This window comes from Terriglobia bacterium (genome assembly GCA_020073495.1).
In the GTDB taxonomy this organism is placed as follows: Bacteria; Acidobacteriota; Terriglobia; order Terriglobales; family Acidobacteriaceae; genus JAIQFD01.
Genome location: JAIQFD010000002.1, coordinates 702320 through 723024, shown reverse-complemented (window position 1 = coordinate 723024; position 20705 = coordinate 702320). Strand labels below are relative to the sequence as shown.

General features: G+C 64.2%; 14 protein-coding genes. 11 read left to right on the top strand and 3 right to left on the bottom strand.

Annotation, left to right across the window (positions count from 1 at the left end):
* Positions 1-281 precede the first annotated feature (281 nt).
* The 8 genes from LAN37_07060 (at position 282) to LAN37_07025 (ending at position 9265) form a co-directional block, all read left to right on the top strand.
* A complete protein-coding gene (locus LAN37_07060; protein ID MBZ5646968.1) occupies positions 282-605 on the top strand; it encodes a metalloregulator ArsR/SmtB family transcription factor in 324 nt (107 codons plus the stop codon).
* Between the two features lie 127 nt (positions 606-732).
* Entirely contained in the window at positions 733-2598 is a 1866-nt protein-coding gene (locus tag LAN37_07055) for a hydrogenase 4 subunit B (protein ID MBZ5646967.1), read from the top strand.
* On the top strand, positions 2595-3530 hold the full coding sequence (locus tag LAN37_07050; protein MBZ5646966.1) for an NADH-quinone oxidoreductase subunit H: 936 nt from the start codon (positions 2595-2597) through the stop codon (positions 3528-3530). The genes LAN37_07055 and LAN37_07050 overlap by 4 nt, the downstream gene beginning before the upstream one ends.
* 3 nt (positions 3531-3533) lie before the next feature.
* The gene (locus LAN37_07045; protein MBZ5646965.1) at positions 3534-4196 is read left to right on the top strand and encodes a hydrogenase; all 663 of its coding nucleotides are present in this window, start codon (positions 3534-3536) and stop codon (positions 4194-4196) included.
* A gap of 4 nt (positions 4197-4200) precedes the next feature.
* Positions 4201-5655: a hydrogenase 4 subunit F gene (locus LAN37_07040; protein MBZ5646964.1), complete on the top strand. Its 1455-nt coding sequence runs from the start codon at positions 4201-4203 to the stop codon at positions 5653-5655.
* Positions 5652-7124 carry an NADH-quinone oxidoreductase subunit C gene (locus LAN37_07035; GenBank protein ID MBZ5646963.1) on the top strand — a complete coding sequence of 491 codons (1473 nt, stop codon included), beginning with the start codon at positions 5652-5654 and terminating at the stop codon, positions 7122-7124. The genes LAN37_07040 and LAN37_07035 overlap by 4 nt, the downstream gene beginning before the upstream one ends.
* A 392-nt stretch (positions 7125-7516) precedes the next feature.
* Entirely contained in the window at positions 7517-7915 is a 399-nt protein-coding gene (locus tag LAN37_07030; GenBank protein MBZ5646962.1) for an NADH-quinone oxidoreductase subunit B family protein, read from the top strand.
* A 582-nt stretch (positions 7916-8497) separates the two neighbouring features.
* Positions 8498-9265: a recombinase family protein gene (locus LAN37_07025; protein MBZ5646961.1), complete on the top strand. Its 768-nt coding sequence runs from the start codon at positions 8498-8500 to the stop codon at positions 9263-9265.
* 93 nt (positions 9266-9358) lie between these two features.
* On the opposite strand, the gene LAN37_07020 is transcribed toward LAN37_07025, so the two are convergent.
* On the bottom strand, positions 9359-10693 hold the full coding sequence (locus tag LAN37_07020; protein ID MBZ5646960.1) for a cytochrome c family protein: 1335 nt from the start codon (positions 10691-10693) through the stop codon (positions 9359-9361).
* Positions 10694-10910: 217 nt separating this feature from the next.
* Between LAN37_07020 and LAN37_07015 the strand changes: the two genes are divergently transcribed.
* From LAN37_07015 to LAN37_07005, 3 genes are read left to right on the top strand one after another with little or no spacing between them, the layout of a single operon-like run.
* On the top strand, positions 10911-12566 hold the full coding sequence (locus LAN37_07015) for a cyclic nucleotide-binding domain-containing protein (GenBank protein ID MBZ5646959.1): 1656 nt from the start codon (positions 10911-10913) through the stop codon (positions 12564-12566).
* Between the two features lie 2 nt (positions 12567-12568).
* The gene (locus LAN37_07010) at positions 12569-13468 is read left to right on the top strand and encodes a hypothetical protein (GenBank protein MBZ5646958.1); all 900 of its coding nucleotides are present in this window, start codon (positions 12569-12571) and stop codon (positions 13466-13468) included.
* A gap of 1 nt (position 13469) precedes the next feature.
* On the top strand, positions 13470-14804 hold the full coding sequence (locus tag LAN37_07005) for a cytochrome c3 family protein (GenBank protein MBZ5646957.1): 1335 nt from the start codon (positions 13470-13472) through the stop codon (positions 14802-14804).
* Positions 14805-14807: 3 nt separating this feature from the next.
* Here LAN37_07005 and LAN37_07000 read toward each other — a convergent pair whose 3' ends face one another.
* Positions 14808-18539, bottom strand: a complete 3732-nt coding sequence (locus LAN37_07000) for a hypothetical protein (protein MBZ5646956.1) — start codon at positions 18537-18539, stop codon at positions 14808-14810.
* Positions 18520-20610: a carboxypeptidase-like regulatory domain-containing protein gene (locus LAN37_06995; protein MBZ5646955.1), complete on the bottom strand. Its 2091-nt coding sequence runs from the start codon at positions 20608-20610 to the stop codon at positions 18520-18522. Before LAN37_06995 ends, LAN37_07000 begins: the two co-directional genes overlap by 20 nt.
* Positions 20611-20705: the final 95 nt, after the last annotated feature.

The window sequence follows — 20705 nt, the reverse complement described above, 5'->3', positions numbered from 1 at the left end:
ATTTCGCACCCATTTCATCCGACTGCGATCCCGGAATGACTAACTGTTGATAACAGCCCTTATCAACGGTTACGCCCAGCGGAGGCGAAGGGAAAGCGCACACTTGTGCTAAGGGGATTTCTCAACAGTCATGCACCGAGTCCAAGCAGTCGACGGAATGCCCACGGGCCGAAAACAGTCGTATAGATCGCTGACATGAAAAACCAAGAGTTCAGTCCATCAAGATTCCTACTTGCGGACCCTGTCTATACATCGTAATATATAGACATTAGAATATAGCAATGCCTCAGCTCTCCCAATTTACGGCGGAGTTTTTCAAGGCCCTGGCTCATCCCTTAAGAATCAGGATCTTAGACGCACTCCGCGCGGGGGAGGTGGGAGTGAACGAACTGTGCGGACGTCTCCAGGTCGAGCAGAGCACCCTGTCGCAACAGCTTGCGGTGCTGCGGAGGGGCAATATCGTCACCGGCCGCAAAGAGGGGCAGAACGTCTTTTATTCAGTGAGTGACCCTGCCATTTTCCGTCTTCTGGATGAGACGCGGAACATCTTCAACAACCATCTCGTCGACCTCCTTGCGCAATTGACGCCTACGGGTGAGAAGTGAGGTTGGACCCTTCCTGCTGATGTTCCAGACAGCATTCAGTGCGTTCCTGGTCTCACTCCTTTGTCTTCCAGCAATGTTCCTGCTGGGTGGCCGCCGGAAGGGCGCACGGATTGGAACCGCGGCCCTAATGCTGTTTTCGCTCGGTGTGGGCGCCTCGGTTGCCGCGGCCGGCTTCTGGCGAGGTGAAGGGCTCGCAATCAATCTGTCGGGTGGGGCTCCGCTGCCGTTCACGCTGACCGTGGACCGGCTCAGCGCATTCTTCCTGCTCATGATCTGCGCGGTGAGCGTGCCGGTCACGCTGTTCTCGATGTCCTACGTCGAGCGTCACTACGAGGGCAGGAAGCGCACATTGCTTTGGGCGCTGCTGCCGTTGTTCCTCGGATCGATGGTGCTGGTGGTCACCGCTTCCACCGCGTTCGCTTTCCTGTTCGGCTGGGAGCTGATGACGCTGTTCTCGGCCGGACTGATCCTGATCGAGGGCGATGCCGGCGAACGGCGGCACAGCGTCTTCATCTACCTTCTTATGATGCATGCGGGCGCAGCCGCCGTGGTCGGCGCCTTCTTCATGTTCCTGCCGCGCGCGACCGGTCTGGACTTCGCGTCCATGCGCGCCGCCGCCGGGCTGATGACGCAGGGGGTACGGACAGCGATTTTCGTTCTGGCCTTCGTCGGATTTGGAACCAAGGCCGGCATTATCCCCCTGCACCTCTGGCTGCCGCGGGCGCACCCGATCGCGCCCAGCCCGGTGTCGGCGCTGATGTCGGGCGTGATGCTCAAGACGGCCGTTTACGGCTTCGTTCGTTTCGGTTTTGATTTCCTCGGCGCTGGACCAGCCTGGTGGGGATATGTGGTGTTGGCGGCGGGCGCGCTGTCCGGCGTGCTCGGCGTGCTGTACGCCATCAGCGAGCACGATCTGAAACGGCTGCTCGCGTATCACAGCGTGGAAAACATCGGCATCATCTATCTCGGGTTGGGCACATCGTTGGTATTCATCTCGCAGGGCGCCTCAGGGTGGGCCGTGCTGGCGCTGGTCGCGGCGCTGCTGCATACGCTGAACCACGCGCTGTTCAAGAGCGCATTATTTCTGGGCGCCGGGGCGATCTTGCACGCGACCCACACCCTCGACATCGAGGAACTCGGCGGCCTGCTCAAGCGCATGCGGGTGACGGGAGTAGCGTTCCTGGTCGCGTGTTGCTCGATCGTGGGGCTCCCGCTGTTCAACGGCTTCATCAGCGAATGGCTGACCTTCCGCAGTTTTCTCGCCGGATCCACTCTCGCCAATGTGCGCGCCGCCATCGTTCTGCCACTGATGGCGGGCGTGCTGGCGCTGATCGGCGGATTGGCAGCCGCTTGCTTCGCGAAAGTGTTCGGGGTGGCGTTCCTCGGGAGGCCACGCAGCTCTGAGGCTGAGCACGCGCATGAGGTTCCGTTGCCGATGACGGCGGCCATGCTGTTGCTCTCAGCCGCCTGCGTGGTGATCGGCATCGCGCCGGCGATATTCTTGCGGCCTCTTGGTGCGGCGGTGCAGTCATTCGTCCCCGGCGGCATTCTGCCGGATGAGGCATTTTCGATCGCGCGGGTGATCCCGTGGGTGGCAGTCGCCGTGATGGCGGTCACCGCGCTGGCCGGCGCGATCCGGCGTGCGACGAGGATCACGCCCACGTGGGCCTGCGGCATGCCGGGTCTTGACAGCCGCATGCAGTACACCTCCACGGCGTTCTCCAAGCCGCTGCGTAGAGTCTTCGCGCGCGTGTACCGGCCGGAGCGGACGGTAGAAGTCGCGCCCGCCGAGGGCACATATTTCCCGACCGCGATCTCGTACCGCTCGGTGCGGACGACCTCATTCGAACGCATGCTCTACCGTCCCGGGGTGGACGCGATCGTCGCTGCGGCCTACCGCCTCCGCCGGTTACAGACCGGCAATATCCAGATCTACCTGCTCTACATCTTCCTGGCGCTGGTGGCGCTGCTGGTGTTCACGAGGTTCGCATGATGCTGGTGAACATCCTGCAAGCTGCGCTGCTGATCCTCATCGCGCCACTGTTGCGTGGCGTCATCGCGGTGGTGAAAGCCCGCATCCAGAACCGGCGCGGCGCCAGCGTGTTTCGGCCGTATTCCGACCTGCTGAAGCTCTTGCGCAAGGAAGACCTGGTCCCCGACACGGCTTCAGCGCTGTTCCGCGTCGCTCCCGTCGTTTTGTTCGCGGTCACGGTGGTCTGCGCCGCATTCGTTCCGGTGGTGTACGGCTCCGCGCTGCTGGGCACGAATGGCGACTTCATCCTGCTGGTCTATCTCTTCGCGCTCGGCCGGTTCTTCCTGGTGCTGGGAGCGATGGACGGCGGCAGCTCGTTCGGCGGGATGGGCGCGAGCCGCGAAGCCCTGGTTTCGACGCTGGCCGAGGCGCCCCTGCTGCTCGGGTTGGCGGCCGTTGCGATCCAGGCGCGGTCGGCGAGCCTCGCGTCGATGGTGCAGTGGACGCTCCGGCAGGAGTTCTTCCAGCTCTCGGCGGTGCATGCGCTGGCCTTCGCCGCGCTGGCGCTGGTGGCGATCGCGGAGACCGGCCGCATCCCGGTGGACAATCCCACCACCCACCTGGAGCTCACCATGATCCACGAGGCCATGGTGCTGGAATATTCCGGGCCGAGTCTGGCGCTGATCGAGTGGGCGAGCGCCATCAAGCTCAGCGTCATCGCGGGGCTGTTGATCGCGCTGTTCCTGCCGCCAGGAATGGCGATGACGGTGACCGCATCGACGCTGGCCATAGCTCTACTCGCGTTCCTGCTGAAGCTGCTGCTGCTGGCGGTGGCGGTAGCAGTGGTGGAGAGCAGCGTGGCCAAGCTGCGCATGTACATGGTGCCGGACTTCCTTGGTGTCGCATCGGCGCTGGCGATCCTGGCGGTGGTGTTCACCGCCCTGATGAGGTGATGGATGGGACTGGTTGAACTTGCGGCGACGAAAACGCTGGCGTCTTCCGCCGTGCTGCTGTTCATCACCGTGCTGCTGATGGCGTCGGCCAAGCGGATCTCCACCTGCATCGTCCTTTTCGGGGCGCAGTGCGCGGTGCTGACGTCGCAGATCCTGGCGCTGGCATTCGTTCACAAGTCGCCCGAGGCGTACGTGATTGCCGGTATGGTCTTCGTGGTGAAGGTGCTCGCTATTCCCTATGCGCTGTTCCGGATCGTGGAGCGGCTGAATGCGCCGCGAGACGTGGCGTCCTCGACCACCCCGGCGCAGTCCGTGTTCATCGCCGCCGGTTTGATCCTGCTTTCGTTCTTCGCGGTACAACCGTACGTACATACGCTGGGCGTGGATGAGGACATGCTCGCCGCCGCCGTGGCGCTGGTCTTGACCGGGATGCTGCTCATGGTCAGCCGCAAGAAGGCGCTGATGCAGGTGGTCGGACTTCTGGTGCTGGAGAACGGCATCTTCCTGGCCGCCCTGACCACTACGTTCGGCATGCCGCTGGTGATCGAGATCGGGATCTTCTTCGACCTGCTGATGGGAGTGTTCTTGATGGGGCTGTTCGTATTCCGTATCCGCGACACTTTTGAGCACCTCGACGTCTCCAAACTGCGGAAGCTGAGGGGATAAGACGATGACATTAACCCTTCTACTTCTGATCCCGCTGCTCGGCGCCGCTGTCGTCATGGCCTGCAAGCAGCGGCGTCCTGCCGTAGCGGTCGCGCTGGCGACCGGCGCGCTCGAACTGGCGGCCATCGGCAACGCCGTGTGGAAGATCCACGTGAGCGGGTCGCTGCAGACCGGCCGTTACCTGCGCGCCGACGGTCTCACCTCGTTCTTCCTGATCAACATCGGCCTGATCTTCGCGTTGGTGCTGGCGTATTCGGTCGGATACATGCGCCACATCCCGGAAGGCCGGTTCTCCTCGCCGCGCTGGTTTTATGCACTGGTGCTCGTGTTCCTGTTCACGATGGTCGCGGTCTACCTCTCGGCGAATCTTGGGATGCTGTGGATCTTCGTGGAAGGGACCACGCTGGCCTCGGCCCTGCTGGTCGGCTTCTACAACACCGAGGGCGCGGTCGAAGCCGGTTGGAAATACCTGATCGTATGCACCGTGGGCATCGCGTTTGCCTTGTTCGGCACTATCGCCCTGTACCTGGCGGCAGTGCGCGGAGGCGTGAGCCCGGAGACGGCGCTCGATTGGGCGGCGCTGATGGCGGCCGCTCCGAAGCTCCGCGCCGTGCCGGATCTAATGAAACTGGCGTTCGTGTTCGTCGCGGTGGGCTACGGGACCAAGGTCGGCTTCGTGCCCATGCATAGCTGGCTGCCGGACGCGCACGCGGAAGCGCCGTCGCCCATCAGCGCGCTGCTTTCTGCGGTGCTCCTGAACTGCGCCATGTACGCGGTGTTGCGGTTCGATGCGATCGTATCGCGCGCCATCGGGAGCGGCTTCAGCCACACGCTGCTGCTGGTGTTCGGCGGGATGTCGATCACCGTCGCCGCATTCCTGATGATCGTGCAGCGCGACCTCAAGCGCCTGCTGGCCTACAGCAGCATCGAGCACATGGGCATCGTCGCCATCGGCGTGGGCATCGGCGGGGCCGTCGGCATCTTCGCTGCACTACTCCATGCCTTCAACCATTCGATCGCTAAGTCACTGCTGTTCTTCGGTGCTGGCAATGTACGCGAGAACTACGGGACCCTGCACATCGAGCGCATCCGTGGCATGGCCAACTCGCTGCCTTGGACCAGCGGCGCCATGATCGTCGGCGGCCTGGCCATCGTCGGACTGCCGCCCTTCGGATTATTTGTCAGCGAATTCATGATCCTGACGCAGGCGTTCGCCACGGCGCACTATTTCATTGCGGTCCTGCTGCTTGCCGTGCTGTCTGTGGTTTTCGGCGCGCTGCTCTATCACTTCCAGCACATGCTAGGCGGCGAGAAAGAGCAGCCACCGACGAAGGTGAGCTTCGTGGCTTCTGATTTTGCGGCCATGTCGATCTGCGCGATGTGCCTGGTGGTGCTCGGCGTCCGCATCCCAGCAGCTTTCAACGTCGTGCTGAACGGAGCCATGGCGGTGTTGCGATGACTCCCGAGAAACAACGCGCCCACGAGACCAAGGTCGAGGACGTGCTGGATTTGTTGCGTTCCGACGGGGTGCGCCTGGTCTCGATTTTCGGCAGTCTGGACGAGGATGGGCAGCGCCGCGTGCACTACGTCGTGGACGTGGATAGTCGCGAGTACCGCGTACTCGACTGTGCGGTGGAGGGCTCGATCCGCTCCGCCACGGCGGTCACCCCGGCTGCGGCCTGGTATGAGCGCGAGCTAGCCGACCAGTTCGGCGTCGAGATCCACGGCCACCCGGACCTGCGCCCGCTGCTGTTGCATGAGAACTGGCCTGACGGGGTACATCCGATGACGGACGAGGTCGTCAAGGTTCCGACGGCGCATCGCGACTATCGTTTCCTGAGGGTGCAGGGCGAGGGTGTGTGCGAAGTCCCGGTCGGCCCGGTGCACGCCGGCATCATCGAGCCGGGACATTTTCGGTTCAGCGTGGTTGGCGACACCGTGCTCCACCTCGAACTGCGCCATTTCTACACCCACAAAGGAACCGAGAAGCTGTTCAAAGGCGCGCCCATCCTCAGCGGCCCGCTGTTGGCGGAGTCGGTCTCCGGAGATCACTGCTTCGCGCACGCAGTTGCATATTGCCAGGCGGTGGAGAACGCGTTCGGGGTGGCGGTTCCGCCGCGCGGCCGGGCGATCCGCCTCGTCGGCCTCGAGCTGGAGCGAATGGTGGCCCACATCGCGGACCTGGGTGCACTGTGCGGTGACGTCGGGTTCACCGTGCCTGCCGCCTACACCGCCCGCATCAAGGAATCGTTGCTGCAGGCGTCGGTGCGCTCGGTCGGAACCCGCTTCTGGCGCGGCATTGCCATATCCGGCGGAGTGAAACGCGATTTGCTGGAACGCGAGGCGCGCCAACTGTCCGCCACCGTTGCCGAAGCCGCGCGGGACTTCGCGGCCTTGGCGCGCATGGTGCTGGACACGCCGTCGGTCCAGGACCGCTTTGAGACCACGGGAGTCCTGACGCGCGAAGCATCCCGCGCCCTTGCGGTGGTGGGCCCGGCCGCGCGCGCCAGCGGAGTTCGCATGGATGTGCGGGTAGACCATCCCTACGGCCTTTATCGCACCATCAGTACAAACGTCCCGCACTACCGTTACGGCGACGTGCTGGCGCGGGCTCGCATGCGGATCGACGAGACCGCGGTCTCGGCGCGGTTGATCGACGAGACTCTGAGTGGGCTGCCGGCGGGCGCCATTAGCACTTCTGTCCCCCCGGAGCAAAGCGCAGAAGGATTTTCCGCGGTCGAATCACCGCGAGGCGAGCTGCTCTACTGGGTGCGGGTGAGAGATGGGGTCGTCGCGCGCTGCCACATCAAGTCGCCGTCGTTCCAGAACTGGCCGGCTCTGCCCCTGGCCATGCCGGGCAACATCATCGCGGATTTTCCGCTGATCAATAAGAGCTTCAACCTGTCCTATTCCGGGTGCGACCGATGATCTTCGACATCGCCAAACGCAGCCTGCAAAGCGAGAACGTCCTCATTCCGGTGGATGCGCTGGCGCGCAATGCAACAGGCAGCCGCATGCCGGCGGTACAGGCGCCGCGGCTGAACCGCGCCATCGCCGAGCGGGTCGTAGCCGCCTGTCCGACTTCGGCGCTCGCGCTGGAGACCTCGGGCTCGAAGCAGCACCTCACGTTGGATTACGGCCAGTGCATCGGCTGCGGCCGGTGCATCGAGGTCGGAGACGGAGCGTTCTTCGCCGCCGAAAAGCTGTCCCGCTGCGGAGTGGGCAAGGCCGGGCTGGTGCGCCGTTGGGATGTGGATGCAGCAGCCGAGTTCCCGAACGAGGAACCCGCATTGACCAAGGCAGCGGAAACCATTCGGGCGATGCTCGGGCGCGCGCTGAACATCCGCGAAGTAGACGCGGGCTCCTGTAACGGCTGCGAACAGGAGATCGTCGCACTGAACAGCCCTTACTACGACCTGGAACGCTTCGGGATCCATTTCGTGGCTTCGCCCAAGCACGCAGACATGCTCCTGGTGACCGGTCCGGTGACGCGCAACATGGCAGAGGCGGTGAAACAGACTTACGCGGCGACTCCCTCACCCAAACTCGTCGTCGCCGTGGGCGCGTGCGGCTGCAGCGGTGGCGTTTTCTCGGGCAGCTACGCCGTGGCCGGCGCGGTGGACTCGATCATACCGGTTGACGGCTACATACCGGGCTGCCCTCCAACGCCGGGCATGCTCCTGACGGGGATCTTGAGAGTCTTGCAGAAGCGAGGATGAGGCGCTCGATTCGAAGTTTTGTGAAGGTCGCAGGGTTACCCCGATCCGCATCGGAAACCTCTGCGCAGTAGAATCACTGTCGATAACAGACCTTCTCACCAGCTACGAACTGCTCCCCCACATATTGTGGTTGTGATGTCAGCGAGCACTATCGAGACCGACTGCCCGACACCAGTTTTTCTCGCCCAATCCGGTGGTCGGCCGCAGGCCGCCCCGATTTGGGGTGGTGATTACTTTCAGGCCGCGGCGAGCGGCGCGTTTTGGGCCGCGAAGGGCTGGCAAAGGTGGCAAGGCCGCCTACCAGAATTGAACTTGACAGTGTACACCAATGGTGTACACTTACCCCGTAATGCCGAAACGTCTCGAACGCGTGATCGTCTGGATTTGCGGACAATGCGGGCATGAGTGGCAGTCGAGAAACAATGACAAGCCACTTCGTTGTGCCCGATGCAAGAGTCCCTACTGGGACCGAGCAAAAGCGCCCAAAGCTGCTGCAGGCAAGAGGCGGGAGTAATCAGCGCGCCGCATCGGTGCTCGAACACCGACACGGCGCTAACCAAAGTCGCCTAGAAGGAGGCAACAATGGCTAAGAATCACCGTACCACCGCATGGAAGATCCCTCAAGAACTGCCCCCCACCATCACCCGCGTCGGGGCGTACGCGCGCGTCTCAACACTAAACGGACAAGATCCCGAGATGCAGCTACGAGACCTGCGCGAGTACGCGTGCCGGCGCGGATGGACGATCGTCGAGGAGTACGTCGATCAAGGCGTCTCGGGCTCAAAGGAGACGCGGCCGGCCCTGACGCGACTGATGGCAGACGCCTGTCAGCGCCGATTTGACGCCGTCCTTGTCTGGAAGGTAGATCGCTTCGGCAGATCGCTAAAGCATCTGGTCAACGCACTAGCCGAACTGGGCGCTTTGGGGGTGGCATTCGTCAGCCTGCGTGACAATCTGGACCTCAGTACTCCATCTGGCCGACTGATGTTTCAAATCATCGGGGGAATCGCTGAATTTGAACGCGCACTGATCCAAGAACGGGTAAAAGCCGGTCTGCGGAATGCTCGTGCAAAAGGGAAGCGGCTGGGCAGGCCGCGCGTTGTCGTGGACAGCACCAGGATTGGCTCTCTACGCGCTCAGGGGCGCTCCTGGGCCGAGACTAAGACCGAGGTAGGGGTCAGGGCAAAGGAACAGCGCAAAGGGCAGTTTCTAAGGCGTCAGTGGCCTGATTACAGCCACATTCTCGTCCGAATAGCTTGTCTCATCCGCAAGCCCTGTCAGTTCTTAACCGGTGCCGCTTCCGGAGGCTCCTCAGTCGGCCAGATGCGGTCGTGCCATTCAACGCAGTAGGCGACATCATCGTAGTGGAGATGGAGGTTAGCCCTTCTCACCAATAACGATCAGTGGCAACAAGGGGATTTGGCAACGCTGATCTGGCAATCGTCAGGGCAGGTGGGACTTGATCTTGCCGAGTTGCTCGCGGAAACGCTGCGGATTGTAGCTGGAAGGATTCTCCAACTGTTGGAACATGGCATCGATGGCGGCTTTCAGCTCGGCGTCGTTCGCGAGCTTCCCGTTCCTCGAGCACGCGAGGTACAAGGCGTCGGCTGCCATTACCGCCTGTTCGGCGCTGCGTTCGCCGCCATTGCTGATGGCGTCGGCGTCGGCCGAGATCTCGCCCAGGAGCCGCAAGGCGGACGCCTGACCATGTTTCCTGGACGCGAGGAGCTCCACCGCCCGGTTTGCGATCCCTCCGGCGGAGGATGCGGTTTGCCCCGCTGCCTCGCGGGCCGGCGAGAGCCGTTCCATCGACGCGGCGACCTTCGCCATCTCTCCGTCGAGCTGCTGTGCCAGTTGCGGATCGGCATCGCGCACGATGTGCCGCAGCACCGCGATCCGCGAGTTGTTCCAGGGAGGCGTGCCCGGTTTGCGGCTGGGATAGCCGGTCTGCTGCCGCCAGCTATCTGCCGGCTTGGTCAAAGCGTGATGGCACGCGAAGCAATCCAGTTCGGCGTACTCCGGCCAGTTGCCGGAACGAGCCCTGCGGTCCAGTTGGCGCAGTCCTTCGCGCAGTTGCACCGCCTGGCCGACACTCCAGCCGCGCACACTTGCCCAAGGATCTTTCTCGGGCTTCCAGTGGCGCGGCATCACGGCAGTGTAGGAGTCGAGTTCGAAAGCCAGGTCGGGATGGCCGGCGGCAATCATCTCGTGGTCCACCGCCTTCTCCGCCGTCCCCAGGTGGCACGACAGGCAGAGTTCCGAGCGTTTCACCAGTTCCTTGGTGTCGTACATGCCCAGCCGGACCGACTGCTCGTGCGTCCAGTTCTTGCTGGTGTGCGGTCCCAGCCATGCCGACGCCGGCCCGTGACAGCTTTCGCAACTGACCCCGTCGTCCAGCTCGAAGGTCCGCGCCCTGCGGCTGGCAGGCACATCGAGCGCGTGACACGCCAGGCACTTCGCCGACCTCTCCGCCGGCTCGCTCAGCTTCAGGTTGCGCGCGATCCGCTTCGACTGCGCGTTCGACAGCACCGCGTATGCCTTGGAGTGCTTGTCCTGGACCACCCAGGTGCTGTACTCGTTCTGCTGGACGTCGGTCTCGGTCTTTGGCTGGATGGCGCCGTGGCAACTCGACGACGCGCACGATCCCGGGCCGGTGTACTGGGACGCCGCAGGGCCTTGGGGAGCCGCGTAGGAGGAAACGCAGAGAAAGAGGATGGCGGAGAACAGGACGATAGGCGAGCACATCTCGGTCGTCGTTCTGGCCCTGTCGGATCTCACGTGCTCAGCCTGGTGCCCCGGGATAACGGACTTCAGCCTTATATCCGCGCTCTGGCGATTCGTCAATCGTACGGTTGGACGTCCCCCAAAATCCCGCTCTGGACATGGGTTTGCTCTTCTTATATCTTCCCTCTACTGTTCTTGCGCGCGGTGGATCCTGTCGCGCGTGATTTCCCATCAGCCAGCCCCCAGCTTCTGATCGGCATAGGGCCCGAATATGAGCACGAGCGATCACCTCTCACCGCCAGAGGCCACGAAGCAAGCTCCCGCCGGCTGGGGCACCACCCTGGGGCACGGCGAGCCGCTCGAGCCCGATGAGCTGCTGAAGATCTCGATCTTCGAAGGCGTGTCGAAGGGCCTGCTGGAGAAGAATCGGGGCGCCGTCGTCCGCCGCACCTTCCGCGCCGGCGAGGAGGTCTGCCGCGAAGGCGAGTTCGGCTCGACGGCCTTCTACATCCTCGACGGCCGAGCTGAAGTTTTCATTTCCAGCCCCATCGCCCACGTGAAGGTCGACGCCAGCGCTCCGGGGTTTTTCAGCCGCCTCAAGAGCAAGCTGGTCGCCCGCACCGCTCACCAGCGAGACGAGGAGAGCCAGCGCCGCTTCATCCCCATCGACGCTCCCGTCGATCTCTCCTACGACAGCCCGACCGCCTCGCTCGGCCCCGGTGACTTGTTCGGCGAGATGACCTGCATGAATTTCTACCCGCGGTCGGCGACCGTGCGCGCCGCCACCGACTGCGTGATGTTGGAGATGTTGCGCAACGTCCTCGACATTCTGCAGAAGAACCCGAAGTTCAAGGCCCAGCTCGACCAGAACTACCGGCAGCGCGCTCTCGACGACCACCTGCGCAGCGTCCCCATGTTCGCCAATCTCGCTCAGAGTCGCAACCTGCAACAGCTCCTGGCCGCTCGCGAATTCATCTCGGAGCTGCGCCAGAAGGTCGAACTGGTCCGCTACGCTCCGGGACAGGTGATCTGCAAGCAGGGCGAGCCCGCCGACTCCTTCTTTCTCATCCGCCTTGGCTTCGTGCGTGTCTCTCAGAACTATCCCGGCGGCGAGTTCGTGCTGACCTATCTCTCACGTGGCAACTACTTCGGCGAGGTCGGGCTGCTCGGCGGAGGCGTGCGCACCGCCACCTGCACCGCTCTGGACCACGTGGAGGTGGTCCGCATCAACGAAGCGGAGTTCCGCGAAATGATCGACCGTCTTCCGGATGTCCGCAAGGCGCTGGCGGAGGTGGCGGGTACCCGCCAGGCGGAGAACCAGGAGCAGCTCAGGACTGTCCAGAGCGTCCCCATCGGCGACTTCCTCTCCCAGGGCCTGATGGAGGCGCAGAACCTGCTGGTGCTCGACCTCAACAAGTGCACTCGCTGCGACCTCTGCGTGCGGGCGTGCGCCGACACCCACGATGGCATCACCCGCCTGGTCCGCGAGGGCCTGCGGTTCGACAACTACCTGGTCGCGACCTCTTGCCGTCAGTGTCGCGATCCCTTGTGTATGGTCGGCTGCCCCGTCGGCTCCATCCGCCGGCGCAACTCACTCGAAATCATCATCGAGGACTGGTGCGTCGGCTGCGGGCTGTGCGCCAAGAACTGCCCGTACGGCAACATCAACATGCATCCGGTGAAGATTGTCGGCGATGCGGCTTCAGCTGCCGAGGCGGTCGGCCATGCCATCGCCCGTCCCGAAGACGCGGAGCGCATCGCCAAGGCGGCCATGAAAAAAAAGGCGATCACCTGCGATCTCTGTGCCGACCTCAACCAGCCCAGCTGCGTCTACGCCTGCCCGCACGATGCTGCCTACCGCATCGAGCCACGCCAGTTTTTCCGCAGGATGGAGCACAAAAACCGGGCGGATGCGACGAGGTTCTAGCCGTGGTCATCGATTGCACGCACAAGCCGTGGGCTATCGCGACCATCGGGACGATCGTCCTCTGCGGAGTGCTCTTCGTGCCTTACTCGATGTCGAGGCCGGAGGGCGTCTCGGGCGGCAGCGCGGCCGGCCTTACATACGGGATCTCCGCGTCCCTCCTCATGGTGATCGCCGGTCTGCTCGGCGCGCGCCGCAAGGTGCCCGGTTGGAGGATCGGGCGCATGCAGTTCTGGATGCGCGCCCACCTCTGGCTCGGGTCCCTCGCCCTGCCCCTGGTCTTCCTCCATGGCGGGTTCAGCATGGGACATGCCACCTTGACCCGCATCCTCATGGCCCTTCTGATCCTCGTGAGCGTCAGCGGCTGGGCTGGCGCCGTGATCCAGCACTTTGTTCCCAAGGTGATGACCCGCCAGCTTCCCTTGGAAACCATCTACGAGCAGATCGACCATGTCCGCGAACAGCTCCGCGAAGAGTGTGAGCAACTCCTCGCCGCAGCCGAAAAGACTGTTGCGGCGACTGCTCCTGCCGCGGTTGCCGCGAAAGCCGGCGCTACTGCTGCACCGGCTGCCCTGGCACCTCCCGAGGCGGATTCCGCCATCCCGACCCTGCGCGCCTTCTACGACCTCGAGATCCATCGCCTGCTTGCGGGTACGCAGGCTCCCGACATGCTGTCCGACCGCGTGGCGGCCCGCGGCACCTTTCTGTCACTCCGCACCTTATGTCCCCCCGCGCTGCACGAAACGGTCGCTGCCCTGGAAGAGATCTGGGAGGAAGCCCGCGAGTTGAACCGCCAGGAAAAGCTTCATCACCTTCTTCACGGGTGGCTCCTGGTCCACGTCCCGCTCTCCTACGCGCTGCTGGCGCTTACCGTCGTCCACGCCGTCCAGGCGCTGAGGTACTGACGTGCCGCGCCGCCGCACCGCCAAAACCCTCGCTCAGCGCATCGACCTCGACTACTTCAAGCGCCTACACCCGTTCCGCCGGTGGAAGTTCATCCTTTCCCTCGCGCTGCCGCTGATCGCGGTCGTCTGGGTCGTCGCCACCACCATCACCGGCCACCAGAGGCCTTATAGCGCCGGCCCAATGTCGCCTGCGCACGCCTTCGTGGGAAAACGCTGCGAGGTCTGCCACACCTCCACCGCCGGCTTCTTCCTCAAACACGTCGACGACGACTCCTGCAAATCCTGCCACGACGGGCCCGTGCACCAGTCCCGGCAGATGTTCACGCCGGCCTGCTCCTCCTGCCATGTCGAGCACCAGGGCTCCGTGCAGCTCGCCGGCGTCGCCGACCGCATGTGCACCCAGTGCCACGCCGACCTCCGCACCCGCGACGGCCACGCGCGCTACGAGACCGCGATCGGCAACTTCAACACCGCGCATCCCGAGTTCGCCCCGGTCAGAAGCGGCAAGGATCCCGGCACCGTCAAACTCGACCACGAAGTGCACCTGAAGGCGGGACTCAAAGGACCGCGCGGCCCGGTACAGATGGTCTGCGCCGACTGCCACCGGTCGCCAGCCGACGCCCGCGCCTGGCCATACTCGGCACCGCAGAACCAGCCGGTCGCTGCCGCGGCGCCCGACCCGCTCGCTCCGCAGCCCACGCGCGCCTATATGTCACCAGTCAACTACGAGAAGCACTGCGCCGCCTGTCATCTGCTGAACTTCGACCGCCGCTTCGCCGAGCCCGTGCCCCACAAAGAGCCGAGGGTCGTCCACGAGTTTGTCGTGAAGAAGCTCTCCGACTACATTACCGCGCATCCGGAGGCGATCCGCCAAGTGGAAGTCCCTGTTCAGCGGATCCCGGAAGTGAAGATTGAGACCCGCCCCGCGCGCGATGCCGCCGACTGGGTCTCGATGCGCGTCGCCGAGGCCGAGCAGCTCCTCTGGAAGAAAACCTGCAAGGAGTGCCACGCGGTGAAATTCGGCGCCACGCCGCTCCCCGAGATCCCCAAGGCCCAGATCGCGGTGCGCTGGCTGCCGCATTCCGTCTTCAGCCACGACCCGCACCGCATGCTCGACTGCACCGCCTGCCATGCGCAGGCGCCGAAGAGCAAGGAAACCGCCGACGTCCTGCTCCCCGGCATCGCCACCTGCCGCCAGTGTCATGCCTCGCAGCAGACCGCGCCCACCGATTCCGCGCAGGCGCGCTGCTTCGAGTGCCATCAGTACCACGACTGGACCAAGCAGGTTCCCGTCAACGGCCGCTACACGATCCCAAGATTGTTGAAGGGAATGTGATCGTTACTTCGCGGGCTGCGGCGGATCGTCGCTGACCGTGTAGAGCCTGCCGTCGCGCAGGTACATGCGGCGCATCTCTTCGCGGTTGAACGGACGCGACCCGCGCCGCCCGAACACCGCCACCTGGTTTCCGCTCTCGTCCACCGCACGATCGCGGTCGATGCCCTTTGACACGGCCAGCGCCGCCCCGCGCGTGCGCCGCGTCGCAATCAGCTTCGGCGTCGGGCGCGGGCTGAACCCGTAGAACCCCGGCGTCTCCGGTGAGAACAACTGCACCACGCGCAGCCCGTTCTTCCCGTCGGCGACGAATGCGAACTGCGACGAGCTGACCATCCCAATCCTCACGTCGCGCGTGTCGTTGAGCTGTCCCTCGGCGGTGAACATCTGCTCCAGCGCGGGATGCTCCGGCCGCTCCACGTCCACGATCGCCAGCCCTTGCGCGCCCCCCGCCACGTACGCGTACGTCCTCGCTGCATACACATTTTGAGCGTCGGTCAGCGGGACCAGCGCGCGCTCCACCGGTTTCGGTGACGCGAGGTCGGTCACGTCCAGCACCTTCAGGCCCTGCCGGTCCACGACAAACGCGTAGCGGAACTGGATGGAAATGCCGCGCGGATCGTCCAGCGACGGCGCGCCGACCGCCGCCGTCACACGCGGCTCCAGCGGCTTGTCCAGATCGACCACCACCAGCCCCCGATCGCACAGCACGTACGCGAATGTCCCCGCGATCACGATCCGCCGCGCTCCATCCAGCGCGTGCTCCGGGTTGAAGGCCAGTGCGCGCGTCAGGAAGTTGTTCGCCGGGTTTCCGTCCAGCAGCGTGCCCACCCCGGGCGTCGGATGCTTCAGGTCCGGGTCCCCGACCACCACTAGCCCTTCCTTGCGGTCGGCGACGTACAGGAACCCGTACATCAGGTGGATCGGCTGCTCTTCATTCTCCGCGTGCCGCGCGCGCAGCGGGTCCACCGCAAGCGTGGACGGCGACGCCACGTCGGCCGCATCCTCGGTCTTCACGTACAGCCGTTGCCCCAGCGGCGACACCGGCGCCGTCACCATCCGCTCCGAGAAATCCTTGTTGTCGATGTTCGCGACGTCGAACGCCCGGAACCCGCCCTTGCCCATCGCCGCGTAGAGATACTCGCCGCGAAGCTGCACGCTCTCCACGTGGCCCTTGTGCTCGTGCGCTTCCGTCAGCTCGCGTCCACCCGCGACGAACCTCCGATAGTCCTGCGGATACGCGACCTTCTGGAACTCGCTGCCGTAGACCGCGGGCGGATCATCGTGCTCCGCCACCGCCACCGCTTCGTAGCCGTGCTCTCCGGTCGCGACGTACACCCAGCGGCCCATCTGGTTCAGGAAGTTGGTCCCCAGCAGCAGCACCTGCGACATCCACGCGTTATTGTCGCCCGCCGATGAGACGTGACAATCGCTGCAGCGCTTCGTCTCTTTGGCGCGCACCGTGTGCGGCATGTAGGGGCTGAATGCCTGCCCACTGAACCCTTCCGCCGACACCGTCTGCTGCATGTAGTAGATCCAATCGCGGTTCTGGTTCTGCGAGCTCACCAGCACCGCGCACGCCGACCGCACCGGCGCCACCTTGTTGCCGGTCGGCGTGCCGTCGATCCCCAGCATGTACACGTCGTCGCGCAGCACCTGGAAGTTGTAGCTGGTCCAGTTGCGCGTCATCAGACCTTCGTTGTGCAGCATCGGACGCCGCTGGTTCGCCGTCATGGAGAGGTGACACCCGAAGCAGCTCGTCGTCCACGATGTGTGGCATCCGAAGCACGTCATCCGCTCGTCCGGATGCGCCAGGTCGGTCCCGTGCGCCGGCACTGTGCCCCACGTGCGCCCGTCTTTGTTGATCGTCTTGGCCAGCCGTGACTGCTCGCTGTAGTGCGCATTCCCCGGCGTGATCGTGTCCAGCACCTGCACCACTTCCCATTCCTTGTCCGGATCGATCATCGAGCGCTGGTACAGCCTTCCATCTCTCCAATAGAACTGGCGCTCGCCGCTGGGTGTGCGCAGCCGCTCCAGGTGTGTGCCGGCGGCGGGCGCGGCCGGGCCGCTGGTCACCAGCTTGGCGCGCTCGCGGATCGTCCCGTGGCAGTCCACGCAGCTGATCTCGATCGCGTTCCGCGTCTCGCCATACAGCTTGCCGTTGCCGTGGTTGTCCTGCGTGAAGTGGCAATCGACGCAGTGCATCCCCTTTTGCATGTGGATGTCGGCGAGTTGCACCGCCTTCTCGAACTTCTTGGGATCGCCGTCTTCGATCTTCTTCCCGTCCTCATCGAGCAGGTTTCCCTTGCGGTCGCGCTTGAATACCGCCCGGAAGATCCACCCGTGGCTGTGGAAGTCGCCGAACTGCGCCTTGTCGAGCCTGGCGTTGAACTCCGGCGTGCCTGTCTGCTTCAGGAAATTGACGTCGGACCACAGCCCGCGCGCCGCCGACGCTTCCGGATTCCGCTGCGTGACTTCGAACCTCTCCTTCGCCGACGGGTCTCGCTGCTCCTTCGGGTACATCCTTTCGCCGTCCACTTCGTTGTCCCACCACGTGTACCCGAAGTAGCTGGCGACCATGTTGGTGCCCGGATGGACGTGACACACCATGCACTGGCTCGACGGCACTGCCCGCGTCAGCGCATGCCGGATCGGATGTCCGGACTCGTTCTTGTTGATCGTCGGGTCCCTCGACGCACTGCGACCGTCGTTGCCGAACGCCGCATACGGCCCCGAATGCGCCGCAGCCCGATCATTAGCGTAGACGACGTGGCATCCGGTGCATCCGCTGCCGCGATAGTCGCCCGGCTGGTCGTTCGTGCCCGGGAGCGACAGCAACGGGTCGAGCAGCCGCGTCTTCTGCAACCCGAGGAAGACCGGATCGGTGCGCAGCAGCGTGCCGAAACCGCGGTCGCTCAGCTTGACGTCGGGCCGGCCCGGGTTCTGCGATTCCTCCAGGTTCGGATTCCCGACCTCCGTCCGCGGCCCGCCGCCCCGCTCGAACACCCGCAGCACGTTGCCCGGCTGCGACGTTTCCCAGCGCGGGAGCGGCTCCAGCAACGGCAGCACGCCCTTGGCGCGCGTCTCTTCCGGCGTGGGTGGCGGAGACGTCCGCAATTCCTGCGGCTTGCCGTCCGCGCCGTAGCTCTCTCCATACCGCGGATTCTTGAACCACACGCCGCCGTTGTTGTAGAGCGCGGCGCTCCAAAGCATCGCTCCATGCGACATCATGCTGGTGCGTACCGCGCGCGCTTCCGTGACGTGACATCCGGAGGTCCCGCACGTCTGGTCCGCCACCCGAAGATCGCCCGGATTCACAAACCGGATGTACGCCGCATCTTCTTTCAGCCACTCCGTGTACGCGCGCACCGGAGCCTCGAACGAGCGGTCGCGCTGCCGCCGCGGCTGCACGTGCGCCTTTTCTTTCACTGCCCCGTACGAAGCCGAATCTTTAGCCGTTCCTTGCTCGACCCGCGCGCTCGTGTCGCCGCCGTGACAATCCACGCACCCCAGCCGCACCGTCCTGGTTGCGTGCATCGTCGGCTCATCGGTCGCGGTGTGGCAGGTCACGCAGCCCGCGCTCTTCCGGTCCGCTTCCTCCTGCGGCTGCGTCAACAGCACCTCGTGCGGCGCGGCATCGGAGTGCTGCGGACGGGCGCGCGCCGCCGTCCATCCCAGCAGCAGCGCCAGGACCACCAGCCCCGCCAGCGTGATTCGTTTAGAAACGGAAGCGCACATTGGTGAACATCGAGAACAGATCATGGTTGCTGTAGATGTCTCGGAATCCCTGGAACGGCGTCAGCACCGACGCCCCTCCCGTCAGCACGATGTTTTCCGATAGCTTGGGCCGGTACTGGAGCCCCACGCTGTAATCCGCCCCGATCCCGTGCCGGATCGGGCTTTGGAACAGCAACAGCTCCAGCGGCTCGGTATGCGCGAAGCGCATGAAGTTCGCGTTCAGGATCGCGCGCAACTTCGGCGTCAGTTCCAGGTCGCTGCCCGCGTTGAATAGCAGGATGCCGGGATTCACGAAGTTGGCCTTGCCCTGGAACTTGTTCGGACGCAGGCTGGGCAGAAAGCTGTCCGGTCCCACCAGCGCGACGCCCGTGCTCGTCAGCCGGATAGCTTCCCGGTTCCAGATGCTAAAGATCCCGCCCGCGAACGCCGGCTGGTCCACGATGGTGTCGAAGCCGCGCGCGGTGCCGTCGCGCGGGTTGCCGTCGCCCGAGGCGTAGAAACCCGAAACTTTGAACCGCGCCCAGTCCTTGTCGTAGGAGACCTCCACTGCGGCCATCTGCGCGTTGATGTCCACCGGCCGCCCGGCGATCAAGTTCAGGCTCTCGTGCCCGAAGGCCTGGTAGAACGCGTGGCTGATGTTGATGCGATGGATGTGCCCGTTCCCCGTCCAGCCGACGTACTTGGCATTCACTCGGCGCGACGCGACCAGTCCGATCGGCGCCGGCCGCACCAGAAAGTCGTTGTCGTCGTACTTCTTGCCCGCGTCGTCCTTGTTGAGGTGAAAGCTGAACTGGGTGGTGTAACCCTTCCAGATGAAGTCCTGGATATACACGTTCGCCAGCAGCACCTCCTGGTGCCGCGCATTGAAGGTGTTGAGCTGGCTGTTGGTGTTCTTCTCGAGGAAATAGAAATATGCGAGGTTGTATTCGATGCGGTTCGACTTCAGGTTGCCGAAGACGCGTACTCCGGGCTGTTCTTCGACGAACAGGAAGCCGCGGAAGTCGCTGGTGAACTGCTGGATGCCGGCCCGCACCGAGACGAAGTCGTAATTCGGGCTGAGGTCGCGGATCTTCTTCTCGACGAACGCCTCCTGCAAGGCCACTGTACCGTCCAGCCGGCTTGTTCCCGCGCGCACGTCGATATTCACAATCCCGTTCTCCTGCGCTTGCAGGTAATTGATGTTCGCCACCGGCGTCACCCGGATGCGCCAGTCCACCGGCTTGTACGCCGTGTCGCCGTGGAACAGGTCGGCGGAGAAGCGGAAGTTCTGCGCAAAGAAGAACTGCCCGCCGTGTCCGAAGAACTCGATGCTGCCGGGATTGGCCGCGCTGACTCCGCTGGCTACCGGCAGCCGCCTTCCTTCCGGCAGGCTTTCGGAGATCACGCTGATGTTGAGGAACGTCTTCTGCCCGATGATCGGGTAATCGCCCTTCAGCTTGTTGCGCTCGAAGGGGTTCCACGTGCCTTTATTCTGCTGCTGCAACTCGCCCTTCTTCTTGTAGCGCCGGTTGGGCGGCACCTCGATGTCCCAGCGGTCCGACTTCGCCACGAACACGCTGCCCGCGAGAGGAAGCCGCTCCGGCGACTGCTCCGGCGGCGCCGACTCCGCGCGCGGCAGTTCACGGTACGGTCCGGATTCCGATTCCGGCAGGCTGGGCGGCGGACCCACACCCCGCCAGACCACGGCGACGCCGGTTTCCCCGGGTGTCAGCGCAATGGACAGCGGCAGCACGTCGCCCGCTTTCACCTCGAACTCGACACTTCGATACGCCTGGAAGCCCTCTCGCGCCGCTTCCACGATGTACCGTCCCGGCTTAAGCTCCGCGGCGCGGAACACGCCGTCCCCTGACGTCTGCAAGGTCAGTGTCTGGCTGGTTTGCACGTTGCGGACAGTGACTGCCGCGCCCGGCACGCCCTTGGCATCAGGCCCGTGCACCAGCCCGAGCACCGCTCCGGTCGGCTTGGTTGTCTGTCGCGGGATCCGCTGTTCGCGCTGCGCGGCGTGCGCCGACGGCGCCATCAACATCGCCAGCGCACACAGCACCCCGATGCGGCCCACGCGACCCAGCACTCAGCTTGCTCCTTGCACTGCCCCGAGACGGAATCGTCTTTGCTATCACAATGGTCCGGCAATCACAAGACGGCCAAAAGACCAGTATCATCTTC

Coding starts and splice junctions, on each gene's coding strand:
- LAN37_07050 (MBZ5646966.1), top strand. CDS start 2,595: ATGATGCTGGTGAACATCCTGCAAGCTGCGCTGCTGATCCTCATCGCG.
- LAN37_07025 (MBZ5646961.1), top strand. CDS start 8,498: ATGGCTAAGAATCACCGTACCACCGCATGGAAGATCCCTCAAGAACTG.
- LAN37_07045 (MBZ5646965.1), top strand. CDS start 3,534: ATGGGACTGGTTGAACTTGCGGCGACGAAAACGCTGGCGTCTTCCGCC.
- LAN37_07030 (MBZ5646962.1), top strand. CDS start 7,517: ATGCTCGGGCGCGCGCTGAACATCCGCGAAGTAGACGCGGGCTCCTGT.
- LAN37_07060 (MBZ5646968.1), top strand. CDS start 282: ATGCCTCAGCTCTCCCAATTTACGGCGGAGTTTTTCAAGGCCCTGGCT.
- LAN37_07000 (MBZ5646956.1), bottom strand. CDS start 18,539: ATGTGCGCTTCCGTTTCTAAACGAATCACGCTGGCGGGGCTGGTGGTC.
- LAN37_07040 (MBZ5646964.1), top strand. CDS start 4,201: ATGACATTAACCCTTCTACTTCTGATCCCGCTGCTCGGCGCCGCTGTC.
- LAN37_07035 (MBZ5646963.1), top strand. CDS start 5,652: ATGACTCCCGAGAAACAACGCGCCCACGAGACCAAGGTCGAGGACGTG.
- LAN37_07055 (MBZ5646967.1), top strand. CDS start 733: ATGCTGTTTTCGCTCGGTGTGGGCGCCTCGGTTGCCGCGGCCGGCTTC.
- LAN37_07015 (MBZ5646959.1), top strand. CDS start 10,911: ATGAGCACGAGCGATCACCTCTCACCGCCAGAGGCCACGAAGCAAGCT.